The following is a 3,950-nucleotide window of genomic DNA, read 5'->3' as shown; positions in this document are numbered from 1 at the left end:
GGGTGCCTGCGGCGCGGTGGCGGGGTGGGGGGGGGCCGAGTTGCCGCGGTGGGCCGGCGGGCTGGCCGGCCGCGGCTGACGATCCGGGTGTCTCCGGTCCGGCCGAGGGTCGCGGCGCGCTGCTCAGTGCTTGCCCGGTAGCTCTACCTCGGCCGGCGACTTGTCGGTCCGTAGTCCTTTCCAGCTCGGATGGCGCAGGCTCCCGCCCGCGTATTCGCGGAACTCGACGTCGCCGACGAGGACAGGCTCGACCCAGTGCGCATCGCGGGTGTCGCGAGCCGGTGCCGGGACTGCCAGCGGGCTCGTCGTCCGCTCGAGCGAATCGAGTTGTGCGCGCAGCGTCCGCCGGGTTGCGGCGGTGAAACCCGTGCCGACCTTCCCGATGTACACCAGCTGCCCTTCGTCGTCGTGCGCGCCGAGAATCAGGGAACCGATGCCTCCGGCGGCCGACCCCGACCCGGGGAGCCAGCCGACGACCACGACCTCGGTGTTGTTCCGCAGCGGTGATTTGATCCAGCTCGGCGCCCGGGCCCCGGGCAGATACGTCGAGTCGAGGCGTTTGGCCACCACGCCTTCGAGCCCGTGCAGGCGGGCGAGGTCGAGCATCTGCGCGCCGTCGACATCGGTCCAGTACGGCGGGATCTGCACCTGCGGACTCGGCCGCACCAGATCGTCGAGCACGGCCCGGCGCTCGGCATACGGCAACGCGGTGGTCGACCGGCCGTCGACGGCGAGAACATCGAACAGGTACAGCACCACCGGGATCTCGCGTCGCAACGCAGGCGTGGGCCGCTGCACGTGCATCCGGCGCTGGAGCCGGTGGAACGACGGTCTTCCCTTCGCATCGAGCGCGACGATCTCGCCGTCGAGTACCGCCTCGCGGCCGCCCAGGGCGATCGACACCGGGCCGGGCAGTTCCGGATAGGAGACGGTGATGTCGTTGCCGTTGCGGCTCGAGAATCGGCAGTCGTCGGCTCCGGCCCGCGCGATCGCCCTGACACCGTCCCATTTCATCTCGAATGCCCAGCCGTCCCCGGCCGGCAGCACGCCGAGGGTCGCCAGCATCGGGGACGGCTCCGTCGACGCGGAAGGCATAGACCGAGTCTGCGGCATCCACCCGGGCGGTGATCGGCGAATCGGCAGCGTGGTCCCCGGTTACTCGTCCTCGATGCCGGTCACACCGGATGGAGACGGATCACCGGTCGCTCCACGAGGGGGAGGGGGTCGAGATACTCGTCCCGGTCCCGGCGCAGTCCCCAATGCAGGCACGCCGCGACCGGGCACCCCTCGTGACCGCTCTCGACGGTGCCGATCGGATCGCCGCGCCCGATGCGCCGCCCGGACACGACCGCGGCGACGACGGGTTCGTACGTCGTGCGCAGCCCACCGGGATGGTCGACGGACACGACAGGCTTCCCCGCGACGGTGCCTGCGAACACCACCACACCGTCACCCGCAGACCGGACGTGCTGTCCGGGCGACGCGGCCAGGTCGACGCCGCGGTGACCGGGCAGCCAATTCCGGTCGGGCGGGTCGAAGGCGCGGGTGACGGCGGGCCGGGGATCGAGCGGCCATCCGAACAGCGGACCGGCGGGGGGCCCGGCGGCCCGGAGGGGGCCGCCCAGGGCCGGGACGGTCCCCACGGTGAACACCAGCACCGCGAGGCAGGCGCTGCGGGACACGATCCGGCGGACGGCCGCGATACTCATGCAGGAAGGGTGCCGTCCGCAGCCGCCCGAGCGACAGACCCGATCCGGGTCTGTGGACAAAGCGGGAGTGCTCCACAGGGGCGACGTGCCGGTTTAGCGATCCGGCACCTGGGCACGTACACTTGTCGGGCGGTCTGTGTTCGCAGATCGACTTCGCGCGTCCGCGCACGGTGTCACCCGTTCGTACGGTGTACACCCGATGGCCGTCGATCGGTCCCGCAAGGGTTCGACGGGCATGTGGACGCCAGGGCGGGGATCGCAAGATCGCCCGCATCAACCGACACGAAAGAGAGACAACAGCCATGGCTGTCGTAACCATGAGGCAGCTGCTCGACAGCGGCGCCCACTTCGGTCACCAGACTCGACGCTGGAACCCGAAGATGAAGCGGTTCATCTTCACCGACCGCAACGGCATCTACATCATCGACTTGCAGCAGACGCTGACGTACATCGACAAGGCGTACGAATTCGTCAAGGAGACCGTCGCCCACGGTGGCACGATCCTGTTCGTCGGCACCAAGAAGCAGGCGCAGGAATCCATCGCCGAAGAGGCCACTCGCGTCGGAATGCCGTACGTGAACCAGCGCTGGCTCGGCGGCATGCTCACCAACTTCTCCACCGTCCACAAGCGCCTGCAGCGCCTGAAGGAGCTGGAGGCCATGGAGCAGACCGGTGGCTTCGAGGGTCGCACCAAGAAGGAAATCCTCATGCTCACGCGTGAGATGAACAAGCTGGATCGCACCCTCGGTGGTATCCGCGATATGGCCAAGGTTCCGTCGGCCGTGTGGATCGTCGACACCAACAAGGAGCACATCGCCGTCGGTGAGGCTCGCAAGCTCAACATCCCGGTCATCGCGATCCTGGACACGAACTGCGATCCCGACCTCGTCGACTACCCGATCCCGGGTAACGACGACGCGATTCGTTCGGCTGCGCTTCTGACCAAGGTTGTCGCTTCCGCCGTCGCCGAGGGCCTCCAGGCCCGCGCCGGCAAGAGCACGGACGCCGACGCCAAGCCCGAGGCCGGCGCCGAGCCGCTCGCCGAGTGGGAGCAGGAACTGCTCTCGCAGGCCACCCCGGCCGCCGAGGCCGAGGCCCCTGCTGCAGAGGCTCCCGCCGCGGAAGCTCCCGCTGCCGAGGCACCTGCCGCGGACGCAACGCCCGAGGCCTGATCCCGATGGACGGCCCCGACCGGTAGATCGCAAGATCCATGGTCGGGGCCGTCTGTTCGCGAGCGGCCCGGACATTCGCTGCGCCGCCCGCACTCCGAGACTTTCCATCACAGACACAGGAGGCTCGCTTCCATGGCGAACTACACCGCCGCCGACGTCAAGCGTCTCCGTGAGCTCACCGGCTCCGGAATGCTGGACTGCAAGAACGCTCTCGCCGACAACGACGGCGACTTCGACAAGGCCGTCGAGCAGCTGCGCATCAAGGGTGCCAAGGACGTGGGCAAGCGCGCCGAGCGCTCCACCGCCGAAGGCCTGGTCGTGTCCAAGGACGGCGTGCTCGTCGAGCTGAACTCCGAGACCGACTTCGTCGCCAAGAACGACGAGTTCAAGGCTCTCGCCGACACGATCGTCACCGCGGCCGCGCAGGCGCGTCCCGCCGATGTCGACGCCCTCAAGGCCGTCGAGATCGACGGCAAGACGGTCGACGCGCTGGTCCAGGAGATGTCCGCGAAGATCGGCGAGAAGCTCGAGCTTCGCCGCGTCGCGTCGTTCGACGGCCAGACGTCCGTCTACCTGCACAAGCGTGCTTCGGACCTGCCGCCGTCGGTCGGCGTGCTCGTCGAGTACACCGGTGAAGGCGACGCTGCCGCCGAGGCCGCGCGTGCCGCCGCGATGCAGATCGCTGCGCTCAAGGCCAAGTACGTCACCCGTGACGAGGTCCCCGAGGACATCGTCGCCAACGAGCGTCGTATCGCCGAGGAGACCGCAAAGGCCGAGGGCAAGCCCGAGGCTGCACTCCCGAAGATCGTCGAAGGCCGCGTCAACGGCTACTTCAAGGATGTCGTGCTCACCGAGCAGGCCTCCGTCACGGACTCGAAGAAGACCGTCAAGGCGATCCTCGACGAGGCCGGTGCCACCGTCGTCCGCTTCGTGCGGTTCGAGGTCGGCGCCAGCTAGAATGTCTGCTTCTCGACCCCCCCGGCGCGCGGGCGGGGGGGGCGAGGGGGGTGAGGGCCCCCCCCCCCGCCCCCCCCCCGCCCCCCGGCGGGGGGGCCCCCCCCCCGCGCAC

Annotated in this window: 4 protein-coding genes; 2 read left to right on the top strand and 2 right to left on the bottom strand. The window is 69.4% G+C overall.

Going from position 1 to position 3,950, the window contains the following annotated elements; all coding sequences use genetic code 11:
• Window positions 1–123: 123 nt before the first annotated feature.
• Window positions 124–1,095, bottom strand: coding sequence for a non-homologous end-joining DNA ligase (ligD, locus tag TVH25_RS20950; RefSeq protein WP_169620550.1), 972 nt, complete (start codon window positions 1,093–1,095; stop codon window positions 124–126).
• A gap of 80 nt (window positions 1,096–1,175) precedes the next feature.
• Window positions 1,176–1,709: a M23 family metallopeptidase gene (locus TVH25_RS20945; RefSeq protein WP_422425380.1), complete on the bottom strand. Its 534-nt coding sequence runs from the start codon at window positions 1,707–1,709 to the stop codon at window positions 1,176–1,178.
• A gap of 302 nt (window positions 1,710–2,011) precedes the next feature.
• On the opposite strand from TVH25_RS20945, the gene rpsB reads away from it, so the two are divergent.
• Both rpsB and tsf read left to right on the top strand, forming a co-directional pair.
• A complete protein-coding gene (gene rpsB / locus TVH25_RS20940; RefSeq protein WP_072698618.1) occupies window positions 2,012–2,881 on the top strand; it encodes a 30S ribosomal protein S2 in 870 nt (289 codons plus the stop codon).
• Between the two features lie 132 nt (window positions 2,882–3,013).
• Window positions 3,014–3,838 carry a translation elongation factor Ts gene (gene tsf, locus TVH25_RS20935; RefSeq protein ID WP_072698617.1) on the top strand — a complete coding sequence of 275 codons (825 nt, stop codon included), beginning with the start codon at window positions 3,014–3,016 and terminating at the stop codon, window positions 3,836–3,838.
• Window positions 3,839–3,950 lie beyond the last annotated feature (112 nt).

Origin of the sequence: Rhodococcus sp. 7Tela_A2 (assembly GCF_049311045.1) — a bacterium.
Lineage (GTDB): Bacteria > Actinomycetota > Actinomycetes > Mycobacteriales > Mycobacteriaceae > Rhodococcus.
Note: the sequence above shows the minus strand (reverse complement) of the source record. Positions and strands in the feature narration are given on the sequence as shown.